The organism is Candidatus Thiodictyon syntrophicum (assembly GCF_002813775.1).
GTDB classification, from domain to species: domain Bacteria; phylum Pseudomonadota; class Gammaproteobacteria; order Chromatiales; family Chromatiaceae; genus Thiodictyon; species Thiodictyon syntrophicum.
The window spans coordinates 1132853-1150071 of record NZ_CP020370.1; the positions used below are offsets into that span (position 1 = coordinate 1132853).

A 17219-nucleotide genomic window follows, 5' to 3' on the forward strand; every position below is an offset into this window, starting at 1 on the left:
CGGCACCGAAACGGCGGAACCACTATCGCGTTCCGCCTGACCGTCCGGGGTTAACTTGTTGCGCATCGAATGAAAGCCTCAGAAGCGGCGCGCAAGCGCCCGATAGCGTAGATAGCACGTAGTCACGAGCAGGCCCAGGTAGCCCGCGGAGACGGCGAGCGCCAGCCCGGCGAGCGGCGCCAGACCGCGGCCGGGGGCCAGGGTGGCGGCGACCAGCAGGCCGAGCGCAATGAGGTGCAGGCCCCAGTGGATGCGGGCGCGGCGCTCCGGGATGAAGGCGTGCATGTGCGGGATGCGCAGGTCGAAGCGGCGGGCCGCGAGCTGGCGCTGTTGCAGGTGGAACCAGGACAGAAAGGGCATGATCTTGAACAACATGCCGCTCGGCAACCCGACGCCGACCCCGACCAGCAGCAGGACGCCGATGGTCTCGGCCCGGCCGCCGGTGAACCACAGCAGGACCGCCGCGAGCACACAGGCCATGGCCAGGCGCCAGTGGAGCAGGGTGGCGTCCAGGATGGGGCGCTCGCGGCGGCGCTGCCGGTCGAGCGTCGTGAGGGCAAAGACCGCGAAGCAGGCCGCGACCAGGCCCAGGCCCCAGGTCGCCCGCTCCGCCTGGCCGGCCAGGGTCAGGACCGTGGCCGCGACCAGGCCCCCGGCCGCCAGCGGGGCCGACCAGGACCGCAGCCAGCCGGGATAGGCCGGCGTGACATGGAACATGGGCACTACCTGATAGCCCACCCCCATCAGGATCAGCCCGGCCCAGCCCAGCAGCCCCCAGCCGAGGTGCAGGTCCACCCAGCCCGGGAGCCCGGGCAGGCGCAACCAGCCGAGCAGTGCCGCCGACAACATCAACCCCAGCACGACGGTAACGGCGAGGGCGCCCAGGCCGAGCCCCATGGCCCGGCGCGTGTCCACGCTGCCCCGGCCGCGGCTGAGCGCGACGGCGACCGCCCCGGCGAGCAGGGTGAGCCCGGCGGCGGCGCCCAGCGCGCCGACCCCCAATGCCAGACCCCAACCCAGCGCGAGCCCGGCGCACAGCAGCGCGGTGCCCGTCGCCAGCAGGGCCTGGGCGGCACGCCCCACCGGGACCACCCGCGGCACCGGCGCCCCGGCCAGGACCGGCGGCAGTTGCAGCAGGGCGCCGCACAGGATTTGGCTCAGAAAGCCCAGCGCGATCAGGTGGGCCAGGGCCAGGGCCGCCGGTGTCCAGCGCGCGGCGAGCGCGCCTTCCCCCTGCCAGGCAAGCAGGAGCCCAGCGGCCACCGCGAAGGGCGGGGCACCGAGGAAGAAGGCGAAGGGTACGGTCAGCGGCGGGGCCTGATCCAGACGCAGGCCCGCGGTATTCAGCATGGGGGGTTCCAGGACAGCTCGGCGCGGGTCGGCGGCGCCCCGCTGTCCCAGATCAGGATCTCGAAATGACCCTCCCGGCCCCGCACGCGCCAGGAATAGCCCATGGTCTGGAGCATGTCATAGAGTGGAAAGGGCTCCCGGCGGTGCAGGACCCAGAGCCGCCCGCCGTTCGGCAGGGCCGTCAGGGCGTCCAGGACCCGCTCCAGGGGTTCCGGCGGGGGCAGGGTGCGGACATCCAGGACCTGGGCCATGACGCGCTCAGTCCCCGGCCAGCAGGGCGGCAATGGCCGCACCGCGTTCGGGCAGCGCCCCGTCGGCCATGGGGTAGAGCACGCCCTCTTCCTTGTAGTTGTGCTGTTGCACCAGAAGGTGCAGCGTCTCCAGGACGCCGAGGGCGTCGGCCTGGGCGCGCTCCGCGGCCGCCTGGTGCAGGTCCGTCAGCAGTGCCCGCAGTTGGGCGTGCTCGGCGACCATGATCTCGATGGGGTTCTCGGCTACCCGGAAGACCTGCGCCAGTTCCGGAAACAGGATGCCCTCTTCCAGGGCGAAGTGGTGCTCCATGGCGGCCCCCAGGTCCGCGACCGCCGTCGCCGCGGCCGGCCAGTCGCCCGCGGCGACCCGGCGCTCGGCCTGCGCCAACAGGCGGTCGCAGCGGTGGTGGTCCTGCGTGAAGGAATCGGTGATGGCAGTTGTCATGGCTAAGCAGATTTGGGGTGGCTCGCGTCGGTTTCAATTGTGTGTGGCCCGGCCCGACGGCGCCTTGATCTGGATGACTGCGCTTTCTTGGATCGATGATCGGCCCGCCGTGGCTGGACCTCGGGCGCTGGACGGTCCGCGCAGCGGACCCTACGGGCGCAGCAGATGCTCGCGATAATGCCGCAGTTCCGCGATGGACTCACGGATGTCGTCGAGTGCCTGGTGCTTGGACGCCTTCTTGAAGCTCGCCGCCACCGTCGGCGCCCACCGCAGGGCCAGGATCTTGAGCGTGCTCACGTCGAGGTTGCGATAGTGGCAGTAGGCGTCCAACTCGGGCATGAAGCGGGCGAGGAAACGCCGGTCCTGGCAGATGCTGTTGCCGCACAGGGGCGAGGCCCCGGCCGGCACCCAGTCGGCCAGGAAGGCCAGGGTCGCGGCCTGCGCGGCGGCGGCGTCCGTCACCGAGGCACGCACCCGCGCGCTGAGACCCGAGTCGCCGTGGTGGGTGCGGTTCCACTCGTCCATCCCGGCCAGGACCGCGTCCGGCTGGTGGACGGCGAGCACCGGGCCCTCCGCCAGAATGGTCAGGTCCTGGTCGGTCACCACGGTGGCGATCTCCAGGATGTGGTCGGTGAAGGGGTCGAGGCCGGTCATTTCGAGATCCAGCCAGATCAGGTTCTGTTCGCTCTTGGGCATGTCGCGAGTCCATATCAGTCGCCGCGGTCGGCGGCAAATCGTCATCAGCCGCGCAGTCTAGCAGCCCAGCGCCGTGCAGCGCGCCCGGGCAGTCTCTACAATGCAGTGACACACCCACGGAATCCGACTCATGATCCAACCCCCGCTGCGCCTCGCCCTGTCCTTCGCGCCGGCCGGCACCCACGCCGCCCCCCTGGCCGCGGCGCCACCCGCCAGGGAGACACCGGACGCCCAGTCCCTCTGCCGCCATATCAAGCCCTGAGCGCCGATGACTAGGCGGCGCCTGTCCGAACGTCAGCTCGAGCGGATCCAGACCATCCAGGAGCGCCGCCGCCAACGCCTGGCGGACCGGGCGGAGAATGCGCTCGCGGCGCTCGATGAGGAGGAACCGGATGCACTCGGGCCCCAGGCCGGGCGGGTGGTGGTCCGCCACGGGGCCAACCTGGCGGTGGAGGACCCGCGCGGCCAGGTCCACCACTGCCTGGCGCGCCGACATATCGGGCACCCGGTGTGCGGTGACCAGGTGGTGTGGCAGGCCACGGCCGATGGGCAGGGGGTGGTCACCGCCATCCAACCCAGGGGGATGGTCCTGAGCCGCCCGGATTACAGCGGGCGCGACAAGCCGCTCGCGGCCAACCTCACCCGCCTGGTGGTCCTGATCGCCCCGGAACCGGACCCGAGCGGCTATCTGGTGGACCAATACCTGGCGGCGGCGGAGCTGATCGGGGTCCAGGCACTGATCGTCGCCAACAAGATGGACCTACTGGATACCGCGGGGGAGGCGGCCTTCCGGGCCCGGTTCGCCCACTACCCGGCGATCGGCTACGAAACTCTCTGGACCAGCCTGCGCCGCCCCGCGACCCTGGTCACCCTGATCGCCGCCCTGGCCGGTGAGACCAGCATCCTGGTCGGCCAGTCCGGGGTCGGCAAGTCGTCGCTGGTCAACACCCTGCTGCCGGACCTGGAGGTCCAGATCGGGCGCCTGTCCCGCGCCACCGGGCTGGGCCGTCACACCACCTCCACCGCCACCTGCTACCGCCTGATCGGCGGCGGCTCGCTGATCGACTCACCGGGGGTGCGCAGCTTCCGCCTGGGCGCCATCGACCGGGAGACGCTGCAACGCGGCTTCCGCGAATTCGGCCCCCACCTGGGTCACTGCCGCTTCGGCGACTGTCGGCACGACCGGGAGCCCGGCTGTGCCATTCGCGCGGCGGTCGACGCGGGGCAGATCGCGCCGGAGCGGCTTGCCAATTTTCATCATCTGGCGGCGGGGCTGGGGCCGACCTGGGGCTGAGTCATACCTGACGCTATAATAATGAAGAGTTCTCTCACGGGGACACGGAGAAAGAATTTCTCTCACGGAGACACAAAGACACGGAGAAAGAAGCAGGCCGTAGGGTCCGCTGTGCGGACCAGTGACCTCGCCGTTGGCTGATAGGTCGCGACTATGCTCAAGGCCAACGCCCGCTTTGACCGCGCCGTTGCAGAGGGCGTATCCGACCTGTTACCGGCATTGGTTCGCGCCTCTGACCTATGACCTGAAACGCAGTTGTCAGATGCCTTTTTTTCCGGTCTCCGTGCCTCCGCGTCGCCGTGAGAGGATTCAAGACTCGACTTTGGCCATTTTAGGCGCATCCGCTCATCGTGCCAGCCGCGACCGGCAATCGCGGGGCCAGGGTCCGCACGGCGGACCCTGGGGGACCACGGAGCCAACCCGTCAGGCCCGCTCCGCGGCCCCGGCGCGGCGGCGCGGCACGCCGCGCGACGCGGCTCAGGCGGTCGCGGCCAGTTGCGCGAGCACGCGCTCCCAGGCGGGGCGGGAAATTACCACCTGATCCTGATCCGCAAGCGAGTTGACGTAATTCCCCTCGGCCCAGATGGTGCGGCGCACCAGCGCCAGGCAATCGGAAAAGGTGGCCTGCGGCTTGAAGTACCAAGCGGTCGAGCGCGGCAAGGACGCCCAGTGCTCACGCAGCCGATGCACCATCAAGCAGACGATGGAAAACAGCGCCAGCAATGCCGGCGTGGTGCGGGCGATGGCCTTGGCGGCCCATTGGCGCTGGGTCTCGACGCCCAGGTGGCGACGGACCTCGGCGAAGGTGACTTCGATCGACCAGCGCAAGACGAACCATTCGATGACGCGTACCGACGGCACGGTCAGGTCAGTGGTGAAGAACGCCTCGGCGGCCAGCGGGTCGGCCGGATCGACGACCAATACCCAGCGGATCGGCAGGGGCGGCCACCCCGGGGTATGCCAGAGACAGACCCCGCTGAGCAGACGCAGCGTCTTGGTCTCGCCGCGATACCACTGAACCGTGGTCTCGGTGCCGTGCGTACGCGCCTCCTCCAGGCGTGTGGCCAACTTGGCCAGGGGTGGGCCTTTCTTCGGCTTGGGGCCACGCCGTCCCGGCGGCACCGGTGCGGGCGGCCCGAACAAGCGTGCATCCAGGCGCAGGCGCGAAATCAGGGCCGCCTGCGCGCTGAGGCACTCCCAGCCCAGGCGCACACAGGAGTAGCTGCCGTCCCCAACGAGGACCCAGCGGCGGCGCGTGAGCCCGCGCGCCACCAGCCGGACCATGACGAGGGTCCAGTCGATCACGGTCCGATGGGCCTTGCCAGCCGCGACGTTGGCCCGTTGCGAGGGCGCCAGCAACGTCAGGAACGGCAATGCCCAGGGCCGCCGACTCCACGGCAAGGGGACGATCAACGCCATGCAGATCCATTGCAGGCCCAGACAGGTCACCACGCGACTTTTGCTCGAGCGCACGGCATCGCGGTACATCCCCTTGGCAGCAATGCGCGCGCCCTTGCGCCGCTCCAGGGTCTCGTCCACGACGATCAGCAACGGCCAGCCGGGCGGCAGCAGCGCGATCAGCAGCCCCAGCAGGATCTGCGACCCCTGCACCCCCGACCAGCGCCCGCGACTCAGCACCCGGTGGTAACGCTCGAACCGGGGCGCGTGCCCCAGCCCCATGACCCGCAGGGCCGCGGCCACCGTGCGCGGGCCTTGGGCCAGCAACGTGCCGGTCAACAAGACCTGCACATGGCGCCAGGTCGGCGCGGTGAACAGCGGCGCAAAGGGCAGCAAAGTCGGTACAATCGAGGCGGGCAGGTGGGGCATCAGGAGGTACGTCCGGTGTCTTGGTCGACCTCGGAACATACACTGTTGGTGCCCCGCCTGCCTTCCCCCTGCGTGTCCCCGCGTGCCACGGCCACGGGCGGATGCTGGCTGGCCGCGACGATCGGCCGCCGCAGCCCCCGCTCAGCACACGCTTCGCCACCACCGCGGCGTCACGCGCGGGGCCGTCGCCCAACTGCAAAAATGGCCAAAGTCGAGTCAAGAGGCTCACACGGCAATACTCATCCAACCATCCGGGGCAACCATGGCCTACTGGCTCTTCAAGTCCGAACCGGACGCCTTCAGCATCGAGGATCTCAAGGCCAAAGGGGCCGCGGGTGAGCCCTGGGACGGGGTGCGCAACTATCAGGCGCGCAATATGATACGCGATCAGATGCGCATCGGTGACGGGGTGCTGTTCTATCACTCCAACTGTGCCGAGCCCGGGGTGGTGGGCTTGGCCGAAGTCGCAAGCCAGGCCTACCCGGACGCCACCGCCTTCGACCCGCAGGCGAAATACTGTGACCCCAAGAGCGACCCGGAACGGCCGCGCTGGTACCTGGTCGAGTTGCGCTATGTCCGTCACCTCAGGGGCCCCATCCCGCTGCGCGAGATCAAGCTACACGCGGACGGACCGCTCGCCGACATGCCCCTGGTGCGCCGGGGCAACCGGCTCTCGGTGATGCCGGTGACGCCGGCCCAGTGGGATTTTATCCTGGGGCTGGAGGCGGCTCAGTAATTGGGGTACGCGGCACAGAGGTCGGGAACCCTGCGTGAACGCCTGGAGGTGCTGGACTGCGCCGTCGCGCTGAACGACTGCAACCTGGGTCCGGTCCCCCTGTTCCGCCTCGATCCCGGGGGTGGACGCCACCGTCGCCTGCGAACGGGAAACCAACGACCGGCTACCGCACGGAACTGGACCGGCACAATGCCTACACTTGTCGCAGGAGTTGGAGGCCCGCCGACAGATCGCGGCCGACCAGTTGAATTCAGACACTTTGCCGTTCAGGATGGCCGATCATATGACTTACAGCATCGAGATTTTTCTGGCCGCCCATCAGGCCATGACCACGGGGGTGGACATGATCCCGCGCAGCGCCAACGACAAGGAGTATTTCGCGCAAGACTGGTTCGCCGCCCGCGTCGCCGCGCTCGGGTTGCCGCTGCACCCGCAGGGCCGCGTCGGCGATCCGGACCTCTGGGTCGGTGACGACACCCAGGCACCCGTCGAGGGCTACGAGATCAAGTCGATGGCCTTGAGGAATGGCCGACCCGCCCGCAAGGACTACGACTCCAGGAGCATCAACCCGGCGGAGCCCAAGGACGACCGGGACTGTTTCCTGGTCTTCCTCCTCTATACCGGCAGCGGCGGAAAACCGCGGCCGATCCATTCACTCTGCATCGCCCACCGGGACCTGATCAATACCGATCAGGGGGGCGCCGCCTCCCATATCGAAGAAAAAATCGAGGGCTTCGGCTCTTACGGGGACGGCGCCATTCGCAGCCGCAAGCAGCACCGTTTCCCTTCCCCCTTCACCCTGGACCCGACCGGCCTCGGGCGCTGCCGCCTCATTCTGCCGGCCGAATGGGCGCCGGCCGACGCCCGCCTGGTCCAGGTGGGAACCCTGGAGCGCAGCATCGCCTACACCAGGCTCGACGCCTACTCCATCGACCTGGGCGGCAATACCCGGCCGACGCCGCACGCCGCCCCCCGGCTCGATGCGGGCCAGGTGCGCCGGTTTCAGGTATTTGAACAGCCCTGAGGAACGGTTCACTAACAAGTAAAATAAGCTCCTTAGGGAATGCTCGTCGCGTCGTTGTCGTCGTTGTTGTCGTGATCGAGGTTATCGTAGCGCCCCGGATTCGCGTCTCGTTCCCACGCTCCTGCGTGGGAATGCCGGGCGGGCGCTCCGCGTCCGGTCTTGGCACTGAACGCGGAGCGCCCGCCCTTGCTCCCACGCAGGAGCGCGGGAGCCAGCGTGGCCTAACTCAACGGCATTGGGCTGGAGCCCTCACCGGCAATATTCAAGCAGCAGCGCATTGACCTCGTCGACCTCGAACGCCTGGGGGTCGAATTCGCCCCCGATCCATTCCTTGTACTCTTCGTGCTCCGGGTGTGTCGGATCGCCCAGTGCCGCAATGAATCCATAGTAACCGGGAATGCCCCCGACGTCTTCCGGCGGACAGGCGCCCTTGCCCTTGATGCAGCACGGCAGGGTTGCGGCCGGGTCGCCGGGCAGGATCTTCTCCAGCGATATTTTATGCTCCCAACTATCGCCGAAATCGTATTCGTAGATGATCGACTCTTTCTCGTTCCTGAGAAGCTGGTTAAGCTTATAGCGTCGCTCATCCAGGATTTCCATGAAATCAGAATGAGGGTCCGGCGTGCCATAGTAAACCCGGCCGACACGGAACTGATGTAAATGGGAGTCGGTCCACCCCATGACGATCTGGATGACCTGATGGAACTTCGGCAGCGGCACCGCGCCGTCGATGAGCACGCGGCGCCAGATCGGCGGCTTTGCGCCATCAAGGCCGATCTTGATCTGATAGATTGCTTGAGCGCTTTTTGCCATGTTTCTTGCTCCCGATGATGACTGAGTTGCGACCAATGTCAAACCGTTCTCTGGCTGCCGGGTTGGTAAGTCGCCGCGAACACGCTTTCCGACAGCCAGTCCCGGAATTGATCATCGTCCTGAAACCTCTTGAACAGATCCTGGTGGTCGGTGAACATCCCCAGGATCACCTGACGCAGGGCGGAATCGTGTTCGATCCGGGCCTTATCCCGGTTCGCGTGATGCATGGCGTTGCGGTAAGCGCTATTGCCTGCAACGTAGGCGGGTATTTCTTCCGCAATCACCTTTGCGATCCGGTCGCGGTCCACCCAGGCGATGTTACCCCAGCGCTCGTTGAACTCGCGCAGGATCCTGCTCAGCCGCTCTAATTCAGGCTCCGGCTTGCGGCCGCCGCCCCGCTCGTTATAGGGGTCCAGGGTCCCGTCGATGTCTTCAAGCCGCAGCGATAAGGTGGCCTGCTTTTCGGAGCGATAACTGTCCATGTCCACCGCCGCCAGGATCTCTGTCCCTTGGTCGTCATCACGCGGAGCCGGCAGCCGCGGCACCAGCAGGTGCAGGAAGATGGAGAGCTTCTCCCAAGAGGCGCGACTGAAGGGCAGGATGGCCGAGAGGAAGCCGTAGGTCCGCAGAAACGCCTTGGCCTTGCCCTTGAAGTCGATTTGGGCATCGGCGTCCAGGTCCACTTGGTAGCGCGCGCGACAGCGATCCAGGATGGGGTCCAGCCGGTCGCGCCGGGCATTCGCCAGATAGCGTGTCACCAGTTCATCGATCTCATCCTGGGTGTAGACCTGATGGCGGTCCAGGTCCGCCTGGAGGTCGTGCAGCCGATTCGGGTCCGTGCCCCCACTCAGGATGGTGGTGCGGTAATAGGGCTGGAAGGCGGCCTGGATGGTATCGGCGTCGTTGTAGAAGTCCAGGACACCGGTGTTGAGCTTGCCCGGGCAGGCGCGATTGAGGCGCGAGAGTGTCTGCACCGCCTTGATACCCGCCAGTTCCTTGTCGACATACATGGTGTGCAGCAGCGGCTCATCGTAGCCGGTCTGGAACTTCTCGGCGACGATCAGAAACCGATAGGGATGCTCCCGTACCTTGAAGCGTATCTGGTTGGACGGAAAACCGTTGATACCTGACTCCGTGACCTTTTTTTCCTGGTATTGGGGCTCCCCGGAAAAGGCCAGGATCGCCTTATAGGGGCTCCTGCGGTCGATCAGATAGGCGCTCACGGCATAGTAATAGTCGATGGCCCGGGCGATCCCGGCCGTGACGATCATGGCCCGCGCCTTCCCGCCGAGTTTGCGTCGCGCAATGACCTGATCGAGGAAGTGATCGACCATGATCTCCGCCTTGATGCGGATGGCGTGGTCATGGCCTTCCACATAGCGCCGGAGCTTCTTCAGTGCCTCCTTCTTGTCGAAGAGCGGGTCTTCCTCCAGGGTGGCGGCCAGCCGGTAGAAGCTCGGCACCGGGGTATAGTTCGCCAGCACGTCCATGATAAAGCGCTCCTCAATGGCCTGCTTCATCGTGTAGCTGTGGAAGGGCTCGAAGCATTCCTTGCCGTCCCTCATCACGCGCTTACCGAAGACCTGGGCGGTCTTGGGTTTGGGCGTGGCGGTGAATGCGAAATAGCTCGCATTCGCCAGCATCTTGCCCGACTCCATCAGGCGGTTGATGGCGTCCTCCATGGTCTCGCCCGCGACCTCCTCCCCGTCGGGGGACAGCGCCATGTTCATCTGTGTCGCCGCCCGCCCACCCTGACTGGAATGGGCCTCGTCGATCAGGATGGCGAAGCGTCGGCCGCGGTGTTCGGCGCCGAGCTCGGCCACGATGACCGGAAACTTCTGCACCGTGCTGACGATGATCCGCTTGCCGCTCGCGATGAAGCGCCGCAGGTCCCCGCCGTGCCGCGCGTGTCCGAGGATCGACGACACCTGAGTGAATTGCCGGAGCGTATCCCGGATCTGCCGGTCCAAGAGGGTCCGGTCCGTCACCACCACCACCGAATCGAACAGCGGCGCGCCCTCGACCTCCAACTCGCTGAGCTGGTGGGCCGCCCAGGCGATGGAGTTGGACTTGCCGCTGCCGCGCGAGTGCTGGACCAGATAGCGATGCCCCACCCCCCGGGTGCGCACATCCGCGAGCAGTGCGCGGACCACGGTAAGCTGTTGATAGCGTGGGAATATCTGCTTGCGGTGCCACTTGCCCGTCCGTTCGTCCTCCTCCTCCACGATCTGGGCATAGTGTTCCAGGATGTCGGTCAGGCTGGCCCGGGTCAGCACGTTCCGCCACAGATAGTCGGTCTTGATCCCCAGGGGATTGGGCGGGTTGCCCGCACCGTCCTGCCAACCCTTGTTGAAGGGCAGGAACCAGGAGTCCTTGCCCTTCAGTTCGGTGCAGAATTGCACGTCTTGGTCGTCCACCGCCAGGTGCACCAGGCAGCGGCCGAACTGGAACAGCCGCTCCGCCGGGTCCCGCCGGGTCTGGTATTGCTCGACCGCGTCCGCCGTGTTCTGTTTGGTGAGGCTGTTCTTCAACTCGAAGGTCACCAACGGCAGGCCGTTGATGAAGAGCACCAGATCCAGGGCCAGACGGATGGCATTGGTGCTGTAGCGCAGTTGCCGGGTGACGGTGAAGCGGTTGGCCGCGAACCGGGCGACCGCCTGCGTGTTGTCCGGCGATGGCGTCACGAAGTAAAGCTCCACCTTCTGGGATTTGTGATGGATGCCCCGGCGCAGGATATCCACGACGCCACGCTTGGCGATCTCCCCGGTGAGCCACGCAAGAAATTGGACCCGCTCCGGACCCGGGGCGGCGATACCCAGTTGCGCGAGCACCTTGGGTTGGGTCTCGGACAGGAAGGCCAGCAGTTGCCTGAGGTCGAGTGCGTGCTCGCGGTCGAAGTCAGCGGCATCGCCCAGCAGGTAGCCGCCTCCGCCGTAGGTGCCGCGGACATCCTGGGCGTCCCGGGAACTGGGTTGCTGCCCGGTCAGGAACTCGACGATGAGCGACTCGAGACCTCGTTCAGTGGTGTCCGTCGCCATGGTGCCCCCTCCGGTCTACCCGTGATTATGTACACATCAAATGCCGATCGGCCTGGCGTTCAGGCATAACAGCTTATGTCAGTTGATTTTTTCCCCGACGGAAAATCAGTTTTCGGCGGCCCGGGAGCGTTGCGTCAAATACCCGTCAAATGTGGATGCGCTGCCCCTGCCGCGTCGAAACGGGGCGCCAGCCACTGATAATACTCGGTTGCTCGTTCCCAAACTCTGAGGCTGGTCAAGTAGTCCCGGATCTGAAAACCCTGGGTTGGACCGACTGGCTGACAGCACACAAGCGTGTCTACAATAGGGTACCTAAATTTACCCCGGAGTAGGCCATGGACTTTGTAACCGTACGCGAGTTGCGGTCCGCGTCCGCCAAGGTGTGGGAACGGCTCGAGGCGGGCCAGGACCTGATCGTGACCCGTAACGGCCGGCCCTTTGCCCTCTTGGTGCATACGGCACCCGCGGAAATCGACGCAAAGCTCGCGGCTTTGCGGCCAGTCGGTCAGGCTGATGGGGCACGCTGCCGCGGCAGTTTTTCGCTGGCACTGCTGGCCCCGGACCTGGAGTGTGACGATGCGCTGTTCGCTCGCGACTGACCATGCGGATCGTTCTGGACACCTCGGTCTTGGTCGCTGCGGCGCGCTCGCGGCAGGGTGCGAGCTATGCCCTCGTGTCGTCCATTCCCAGTCCGCGTTTCGAGATTTGCCTGTCGGTGAGCCTTTACCTGGAATGGCAAGCCGTGCTGACGCGACCGCAACACCTGCCTCCCGGAATGACATCAGGTGACGCCATGGGACTGCTCCGTTATCTGGCCGCTCAAGCCCACCTGCAGGACATTCATTTCCTCTGGCGGCCCTGTTTGCGTGACCCGGACGACGACATGGTTCTCGAACTCGCCGTCGCGGCCCGTTGTCCCTATATTGTCACCCATAACATCGCTGACTTTCGCAACGCTGCCAACTTCGGGGTTGCGCCAATCAGGCCCGGCGATTTCCTCCACCTGCTAAGGAGCGCATCATGACCTCCCTCACGATCAGCATCCCTGACTCCTTGCACAAGAGCATACAAGCAATGGCCCTCAAGGAGGGGATTTCAGTCAATCAATTCATTGCCAGCGCGGCCGGTGAGAAAATGGCATCGCTGTTGACGCTCGATTATCTGCGTCAAGAGGCGGCAGTCGGCCGGCGCGATGACTTCGAGCGTTTTCTTGCGGCGGTTCCGGACCGAGCAGCGGACCCTGGTGATGAACTCGGAACGGCATTGCCCAAGAGTGTTGGGGCCACGCCCGACTAGGCCCTGATCATCGTTTCGGCCGCCCCGGGCCGGAGTCCAAGGCTTCAGCCTTGGATGTATAGAACCAAGGCTGAAGCCTTGGACTCCAGAAGGTGGCCGCGCCGGAACGATGATCAAAGCCTCCGAGTAGCCGCTCCGCCGGTATGAAGGGCGGTTTCACGGTCTGCTCCCGGACGATGGGTCTTGCGTCCCGACCCCAACGGGGTCACACATACCAGCCCAGGGCCGCGCCCTGGGTATAGGCGTAACGGCGGCTAGCCCTGAAAGGGCGTGACATCAGGACATCCGCCGTTATGTCACGCCCTTTCAGGGCTAGGCCGATTAAAAAGCGCGGTCCCAGGGTGTTGCGCATTAAGCTGGTATGTCACGCCCCTTCGGGGCTTGGGCGGGTCACACCAAGAAAGCTTGGCACCTTCGCGTGACAACTGCGCTTTCTAGGCTAATCGTGCAAGAAAAACTCATTTCACGCAAAGACGCAAAGACGCAAAGATATCCAATGCTATATGTCTGACGAACGGCCTACCTGCCGGGTTGCGGGATCATCGCTTTCAACGTTCTTTCTTCTTTGCGTTCTTTGCGTTCTTGGCGTCTTTGCGTGACCAATAGCCGGATTCAGGTCAATCCTGGCCGTCATCGTCCAGGGACTCGGCGGCCTCCAGCAGATCGGCGTCGTCGGCATCGTCCAGCCCCGCCTCCGGGTCCTCGGCATCCGCGTCCGGCAGGGGCGGGAGCGAGACGCCGCGCACGTCGAGTTGACCGGTGACCACGTCCGCGACCAGGCGGGTGCGGTATTCGCGCAGGAGGGAGATTTCCCTGTCGGCACGGGCCTTTGCTTCGTCGAGTGGCGCAACTGCATCGGTAATGGCGGAAACGATCGCCAACTGTTCGTCACGCGGGGGAAGGGCAAGGACATAGTTCTTGATGGTCGAGACGTTCACATGAGGCGCCGTGGCACCGATCATGTCCGCTGCCGCTTGAGAATAGACCTCCGGACAGTTGAGTAGCCACATGACATAGCCGCTCGAATGCTCCGGTACGATGCGAAAGACCATCATTCGTTGCGATATACAAAGCTCCACGTCTTCGGGAACCAGCGCGGCAATACCGTAGCGTTCACCTTCGCGACTATACAGGATATCGCCGGCTCTCGGCACCAGCCGGGCTGTCCAAAGTCGATATTGGGCTTCCGAGATGCGCCGCGCTGATGCCATTCTTACGCGCCCCGGCTCGATATCCGCCGTGCGAATCGCGGCATAGGGCGCGCCGTCCACATACACAGGGGTTGCATGAAGGCAGTCAACGATATCCGAAGCCACGAACTTGAGCCGCGATAACTGCCAATGCCTTGGCACCTCCCCAAGCCAATGGAATCCCGATGGCTTGAGACGGACGCCTGGGTCGAGACCGCGGGTCACGGTGCGGTGGATGATGGCCTGTTTCTGCTCTTCCATCAGCCCAATAAGCCGCCGCTTGCTGCGAATAGCACGATTGATCCTGCGGTCGAAATCAGTTAGGAACGCGCCGATTTGCCGCTGCTCGGCGACCGGCGGGATAAGCGCCGGTATACGCTTCATTCCTGAAATGGAAAGATCCCATTGACCTATTCTAACGCCATCTGAAGCGCGCCCAAAGAAAGACACATAGGGCCTACTTCGCAGTAGCCGACTGGAAAAATCTCGCTCCTGTATGTCGAGTGTAAAAACAAAATACGCGGGACTAACGATACCGTGCCATTGGGAAATTCCCATCGACCCCTGCCACGCTTTCATCTTGTTTATTACCAGATCACCGGGTTGGACAACTTTGTAACTGGAAAGGTCTTCGGGAATGAAGTTGTGGTTTTCATGCTCGCGCAATTGTGAGCGAAGCACGACGCCTTTTTCACGCAAGACAGACAGCAACGGTAACCCTGGCTGATTGCGTTCTGCCCGTACTCTCGTAATAGAGCCAAGGCTTCGGACATCCCAATGAGCAGGAACCCGGCCAAGCCGGACTACACTAGCGTATCGGGGATAGCGCCCCAGCCGAGCCCTCATTGCTGAGACTCCCAGTCATCCTCATCCACCAGGATTTCGTCGAGCAACCCCACCGTCCGCCGCTCCTCCGCCTCAATATCCGCCCGAATCTCAGCCAGCGTCCGCAACGCCTTCGGCCGATAAAAATACCGGGTAAAACTGATCTCATAGCCGATCCGCGTCGCGGGCCCGTCCAGCCAGGCGTCCGGGCAGTGGGGCAGGACCTCGCGCTGGAAGAAGGTCTTGATGCTGCACTCGGCCCAGTCGCCCGGGGCAGTCTCTTCGAGAAAAGGCACCTGCTCGGTGTCGCGCAGGTCCGGGTCCGGCTCGTATTCGACGATCGCCGGCCGGGCGGCGCCGGGTGCGCCGGTCTCGACCACGTAGAGCCCGTGCAGCGGATCGGCGACCGCCCGACCCGGCTTGTAGATGGTCTTGATGACCGGCGGGGCCTCCTCGTCGCGCCAGCTCAGGGCGGCGATGAGGCGCTTCTTGTCGGCGGCGCCGAGCTTGATGCCCAGCCGGGCGATGGCAGTGTCCAAGCGGTCCCGAAAGAGGTTGTGGTCCGGGTACAGGTCGTCGCCCATGGCCTCGTGGAGCTTGCGCACGGTCCGCAGCAGTTCCCGGTCCCGCGCCCAGGTCTTGGGATCCAGAAGCCGCTTGCGGCGTGGCTCGGGGACGGCGGGCCGGCGGTTGGTGCCGGGCGACTCGGCGTCCTCGTCGGCGTCGGCGCCGTCCGCGGTCTCACCGATCAGCGCGGCTTCCACCTGATCCCGAACCTTCGGCCAGTCGTCGTAGAGGTCGGCACCGAAGCGGGCGTAAAGGGTCCGGCGCCACTCCTCGTCGCCGCCGGCATAGCGCAGGGCCTCGACCGCGGCGCGGGTGAAACGGCTGCGCAGGCGTAGCGGGCGCTCGACCCGGACCTTCCAGTAGCCGAAGGCGCGGTTTGGGAAGACCTTGCTCTCGGCGGCGTTGGTGAAGGCTTGGTAGGTTTCGATGACGCGGGCGATGTCCTGCGGCCCCAGTTCGCACCCCTTCTTGCCCAGGTTCTTGCGCAGCGGGCGGTACCAGCCGGTGGCGTCGATGAGTTGGACCCGGCCGCGGCGGTGCTCGGCCTTGCGGTTGGACAGGACCCAGATGTAGGTGGCGATGCCGGTGTTGTAGAAGAGGCTCAGCGGCAGGGCGACGATGGCCTCCAGCCAGTCGTTCTCGATCGCCCAGCGGCGGATGTTGCTCTCGCCGGAGCCGGCGTCGCCGGTGAAGAGGCTGGAGCCGTTGTGGACCTCGGCGATGCGGCTGCCGAGCGGGGTGTCGTCGACCATCTTGGCGAGCTTGTTGGCGAGGAACATCAACTGGCCGTCGCTGGAGCGGGTGACCAGGCTGTAGTCGGGCTCGCCCGCGTGTTCGATGATGAAGCGCGGGTCCTGCAACTCGGCCTTGCCGCCGAGCCGCTCCAGGTCGGTCTTCCAGCTCTTACCATAGGGCGGGTTGGCGAGCATGAAGTCGAAGCGCTTGCCGCGGAAGGCGTCGCTGGACAAGGTGGAGCCCAAGACGATCTGGTCGGCCTGCTCGCCCTCGCCCTTGAGCAGCAGGTCGGCGGTGGTGATGGCGTAGGTCTCGGGGTTGACCTCCTGGCCGTAGAGCCGGATCGAGACCTGCTTGCCCTGGGCGCGGGCGAGCCCCAGCAGCCGGTCTTCCGCGACGGTCAACATGCCGCCGGTGCCGCAGGCATCGTCCAGGACCAGGTAGGTGCTGGACTCGATCCGGTCGGCGATCGGCGCGAAGATCAACTCGGACATCAGGCCGACCACGTCGCGCGGGGTGAAGTGCTCGCCGGCCTCCTCGTTGTTCTCCTCGTTGAAGCGGCGCAGCAGTTCCTCGAACACCGTGCTCATGCCGTGGTTGTCGAGCGCGGGGAGGCGTTCACGCCCGTCGGCGTCCAGCACCGGGCTGGAACTCAGGTTGATGTCCGGGTCCAGGAATTTATCGATCAGGGCGCCCAGGATGCCGGCCTCGACCAGGGTGGGGATCTGGTTGCGGAATTTGAAATATTTTAGTATTTGCTGGACGTTGGGCGAGAAACCGTCCAGATAGCGCTCGAAATCCGCCTTGAGTCGCTGCGGACTGTCGCGTCGCGGGATGTCGTCGAGGCGGAAGGGGGAGGCGTTATAGAAGGCCTGGCCCGCGACCTCCCTGAGTTTGGCCGACTGATTGGCGACGCCGGCCTCGTCCAGTTGCCGATGCATCGCGAGCACCGCCGCCTTGGTCGGGCCGAGCACGACGTCGAGCCGCCGGATGACGACCATCGGCAGGATGCAGTCGCGGTACTTGCCGCGCTGGTAGACATCGCGCAGGACGTCGTCGGCGATGCCCCAGATGAAGCTGACGAGTCGATTGTGTTGGGCGTGGTCCATGAACCGAGGTTTCCTGCGATGGC

16 protein-coding genes are annotated in these 17219 nt (G+C 65.4%); 7 read left to right on the top strand and 9 right to left on the bottom strand.

Annotated features, from left to right (window positions below; all coding sequences use genetic code 11):
- Positions 1-78 precede the first annotated feature (78 nt).
- From THSYN_RS04995 to orn, 4 genes are all read right to left on the bottom strand, one after another.
- The gene (locus THSYN_RS04995; RefSeq protein ID WP_100918162.1) at positions 79-1350 is read right to left on the bottom strand and encodes a hypothetical protein; all 1272 of its coding nucleotides are present in this window, start codon (positions 1348-1350) and stop codon (positions 79-81) included.
- Complete coding sequence (locus THSYN_RS05000) at positions 1344-1601, bottom strand: DUF2249 domain-containing protein (RefSeq protein WP_100918163.1); 258 nt, start codon at positions 1599-1601, stop codon at positions 1344-1346. Before THSYN_RS05000 ends, THSYN_RS04995 begins: the two co-directional genes overlap by 7 nt.
- A gap of 7 nt (positions 1602-1608) precedes the next feature.
- A complete protein-coding gene (locus tag THSYN_RS05005; RefSeq protein ID WP_100918164.1) occupies positions 1609-2046 on the bottom strand; it encodes a hemerythrin domain-containing protein in 438 nt (145 codons plus the stop codon).
- A gap of 150 nt (positions 2047-2196) precedes the next feature.
- Positions 2197-2742: an oligoribonuclease gene (gene orn / locus THSYN_RS05010; RefSeq protein ID WP_100918165.1), complete on the bottom strand. Its 546-nt coding sequence runs from the start codon at positions 2740-2742 to the stop codon at positions 2197-2199.
- A gap of 130 nt (positions 2743-2872) precedes the next feature.
- Here orn and THSYN_RS36620 point away from each other — a divergent pair, with 130 nt between their 5' ends.
- Positions 2873-3004, top strand: coding sequence for a hypothetical protein (locus THSYN_RS36620; protein ID WP_257791227.1), 132 nt, complete (start codon positions 2873-2875; stop codon positions 3002-3004).
- Between the two features lie 6 nt (positions 3005-3010).
- Entirely contained in the window at positions 3011-4036 is a 1026-nt protein-coding gene (gene rsgA / locus THSYN_RS05015; RefSeq protein ID WP_100918166.1) for a ribosome small subunit-dependent GTPase A, read from the top strand.
- A 477-nt stretch (positions 4037-4513) separates the two neighbouring features.
- Here rsgA and THSYN_RS05020 read toward each other — a convergent pair whose 3' ends face one another.
- Entirely contained in the window at positions 4514-5863 is a 1350-nt protein-coding gene (locus THSYN_RS05020) for an IS701 family transposase (protein WP_157817463.1), read from the bottom strand.
- A gap of 262 nt (positions 5864-6125) precedes the next feature.
- Here THSYN_RS05020 and THSYN_RS05025 point away from each other — a divergent pair, with 262 nt between their 5' ends.
- Both THSYN_RS05025 and THSYN_RS05030 read left to right on the top strand, forming a co-directional pair.
- The gene (locus tag THSYN_RS05025) at positions 6126-6599 is read left to right on the top strand and encodes an EVE domain-containing protein (RefSeq protein WP_100918168.1); all 474 of its coding nucleotides are present in this window, start codon (positions 6126-6128) and stop codon (positions 6597-6599) included.
- A gap of 283 nt (positions 6600-6882) precedes the next feature.
- Positions 6883-7623, top strand: a complete 741-nt coding sequence (locus THSYN_RS05030) for a hypothetical protein (RefSeq protein WP_100922303.1) — start codon at positions 6883-6885, stop codon at positions 7621-7623.
- A gap of 249 nt (positions 7624-7872) precedes the next feature.
- Here THSYN_RS05030 and THSYN_RS05035 read toward each other — a convergent pair whose 3' ends face one another.
- A complete protein-coding gene (locus tag THSYN_RS05035) occupies positions 7873-8436 on the bottom strand; it encodes a plasmid pRiA4b ORF-3 family protein (RefSeq protein WP_100918169.1) in 564 nt (187 codons plus the stop codon).
- A gap of 38 nt (positions 8437-8474) precedes the next feature.
- The gene (locus THSYN_RS05040) at positions 8475-11474 is read right to left on the bottom strand and encodes a type I restriction endonuclease subunit R (RefSeq protein WP_100918170.1); all 3000 of its coding nucleotides are present in this window, start codon (positions 11472-11474) and stop codon (positions 8475-8477) included.
- A gap of 335 nt (positions 11475-11809) precedes the next feature.
- On the opposite strand from THSYN_RS05040, the gene THSYN_RS05045 reads away from it, so the two are divergent.
- The 3 genes from THSYN_RS05045 to THSYN_RS05055 are packed head-to-tail and all read left to right on the top strand — an operon-like array spanning position 11810 to position 12770.
- Positions 11810-12073 carry a type II toxin-antitoxin system Phd/YefM family antitoxin gene (locus tag THSYN_RS05045; protein WP_100918171.1) on the top strand — a complete coding sequence of 88 codons (264 nt, stop codon included), beginning with the start codon at positions 11810-11812 and terminating at the stop codon, positions 12071-12073.
- Between the two features lie 2 nt (positions 12074-12075).
- A complete protein-coding gene (locus THSYN_RS05050; RefSeq protein WP_100918172.1) occupies positions 12076-12498 on the top strand; it encodes a putative toxin-antitoxin system toxin component, PIN family in 423 nt (140 codons plus the stop codon).
- Complete coding sequence (locus tag THSYN_RS05055) at positions 12495-12770, top strand: toxin-antitoxin system HicB family antitoxin (protein ID WP_100918173.1); 276 nt, start codon at positions 12495-12497, stop codon at positions 12768-12770. The genes THSYN_RS05050 and THSYN_RS05055 overlap by 4 nt, the downstream gene beginning before the upstream one ends.
- A gap of 617 nt (positions 12771-13387) precedes the next feature.
- Here THSYN_RS05055 and THSYN_RS05060 read toward each other — a convergent pair.
- Both THSYN_RS05060 and THSYN_RS05065 read right to left on the bottom strand, forming a co-directional pair.
- Positions 13388-14659, bottom strand: coding sequence for a restriction endonuclease subunit S (locus THSYN_RS05060; protein ID WP_172965231.1), 1272 nt, complete (start codon positions 14657-14659; stop codon positions 13388-13390).
- A 143-nt stretch (positions 14660-14802) separates the two neighbouring features.
- The gene (locus THSYN_RS05065) at positions 14803-17196 is read right to left on the bottom strand and encodes a type I restriction-modification system subunit M (protein ID WP_100918175.1); all 2394 of its coding nucleotides are present in this window, start codon (positions 17194-17196) and stop codon (positions 14803-14805) included.
- Positions 17197-17219 lie beyond the last annotated feature (23 nt).